We start from the raw sequence: 2,012 nt of genomic DNA on the forward strand, positions 1-2,012 counted from the left end.
ACGACTACATCACCAAGCCGTTCAGCCCCCGTGAGCTCGCCTCGCGCGTGGAGGCGCTCCTCAGCCGCACGACCTGATCGCGAGCCCGAGCCTGTCGGTCCCGCCACGCCCGGCAGCGGGGTGAGGCTAGGATCGCGGAGAGCCGTACGGGGTATACGGCCACGAGGGGGGTTCGCCATGGGTGTCGCCGCGAAGGTGGTCGACCCCGGACGCCCGGTCTCACGCATGCTGGCGCCCGTCATCTGGCGCCTCGGCGCCCTGGTCGCCCTGATGGCGGTGGTCTGCGTGGTCGGCGTCGTGGTGTCGATGCAGTCCATGAACCGCGCCACCGAGGTCGTGATCCCCACCGTCCAGGTCCACGACCAGGTGGTGCGCGACCTCTCCGACGTCGAGGCTGCTGTCACCGGCTGGGAGGTCAGCGGCTCGCGCACCTACCGCGTCGACTTCACGCTGGGGGTGACCGATCTCGAGGCCTCGATGGTGGCCCTCGAAGAAGGCGCCGCGAGTCTCCCCGACGTCGTCCCGGCGGTCGAGTCCGAGGTGACGCGCATCCGCATCTGGCTCAACTCCTACGCCCGCCCCCGCCTCGACGCCGCCGGTGGACCGGGCACCTACGACCTGGTGGCGTTCGAGACCGGACGCGAGCTGGCAGCCGACGTCGCCGGGGCGCACAGTCGCACCGAGGAAGCGCTCGCTGCTGCCGGCGAGGACGCCCGTGCCGTGGCCATGTTCAGCTTCCGCGTCACGATCGTGCTGGCGCTGCTCCTCATGGGCTTGGCCTGGATCCTCATCGGTCGGACCCGCTCGACCCTGCTCGCTGAGCTGTCCGAGCCGCTGCTGGCCCTGGAGAAGGTCGTGCAGCGGATGCTGAAGAACGACCCCGAGAGCCGAGCCGAGGGCGACCGGGGGCCCAAGGAGGTCCGCGCGATCGCGCGTGCGTTCAACGACTTCGCCGACGCCCAGTCACGCGCGCATGCGGTCGAGGGTCGCATCCAGGACGAGCTGCACGTGCTCGACAGCGCCAAGGACGACTTCGTCTCCAACGTCTCCCACGAGCTGCGGACGCCGCTGACGACGATCAGTGGCTACCTCGAGATGGTCGCTGACGAGTTCCAGGGTCAGCTCGAGCCTCGGCACGACCGGATGCTCGAGGCGACTCGACGCAACGTGACGCGACTCCGCACGCTCATCGACGACCTGCTGGCCCTCTCCAAGGCCGAGCAGCGCGCCGGCGACCTCGAGCCGAGTGACGTCACCGCCATGGTGACCGACGCCGTGACGGACATCCGGATGACGGCCGCGCGGCGCGGGATCACCGTGGAGGTGGTCGGCGCGGACGAGCCGATGCTCGTGGTCTCCGACCGGGCGATGCTCTATCGCGCCTTCCTGAACATTCTGACGAACGCCGTGAAGTTCAGCCACGACAACGGCTCGGTCGAGGTGGGCCTGAAGCGGATCCGCAACCGGGTCGAGATCTCGGTGCGCGACCACGGCATCGGCATCCCGAGGTCCGAGCTCGACCGTCTCGGCACCCGCTTCTTCCGCGCCTCCAACGCGATGACCAATGAGATCGCCGGAACCGGGCTCGGGCTCCGTATCGTGCAGACGATCATCGATCGGCACGCCGGAGACGTCATCATCGAGTCCGCCGAGGGCGAGGGGACCACCGTCTTCGTGCGACTGCGCCTGCACGGCGAGCGCATCGGACTGGTGGAGAACGACTCGGTGGTGCAGCTCTCCGACCGCCGCGCTCTGTAGGCGTCGGGCCGGAATTGGGCAGGGCCTGCGGACGTTAGTAGGCTTGACCAGTTGTTCCGGTTCCCGTCTCGCGTATCCCGCGCGCTGACGACCCGGCACTCTCCCAGCAATGGGACTATCTGCGAGGGACACCATGAAGAAGGAAATTCACCCCGACTACACCGCCACCCAGGTCACCTGCACCTGTGGCGCCACGTTCACCACGCGCAGCACCGCCTCGGCCGGCACGATCCGCGCCGACGTGTGCTCGCAGT

General features: G+C 68.9%; 2 protein-coding genes. Both read left to right on the forward strand.

Going from position 1 to position 2,012, the window contains the following annotated elements:
• Window positions 1-177 precede the first annotated feature (177 nt).
• Entirely contained in the window at window positions 178-1,758 is a 1,581-nt protein-coding gene (locus tag VOI19_RS18675; protein ID WP_323794443.1) for a HAMP domain-containing sensor histidine kinase, read from the forward strand.
• Window positions 1,759-1,891: 133 nt separating this feature from the next.
• A partial coding sequence (gene rpmE / locus VOI19_RS18680) for a 50S ribosomal protein L31 (RefSeq protein ID WP_323794444.1) occupies window positions 1,892-2,012 on the forward strand: 121 nt, incomplete at its 3' end.

The organism is Nocardioides sp. (assembly GCF_034670285.1).
In the GTDB taxonomy this organism is placed as follows: Bacteria; Actinomycetota; Actinomycetes; order Propionibacteriales; family Nocardioidaceae; genus Nocardioides.

Excerpts from the sequence above, each read along its gene's own strand:
- VOI19_RS18675 (WP_323794443.1), top strand. The coding sequence starts at position 178 with ATGGGTGTCGCCGCGAAGGTGGTCGACCCCGGACGCCCGGTCTCACGC.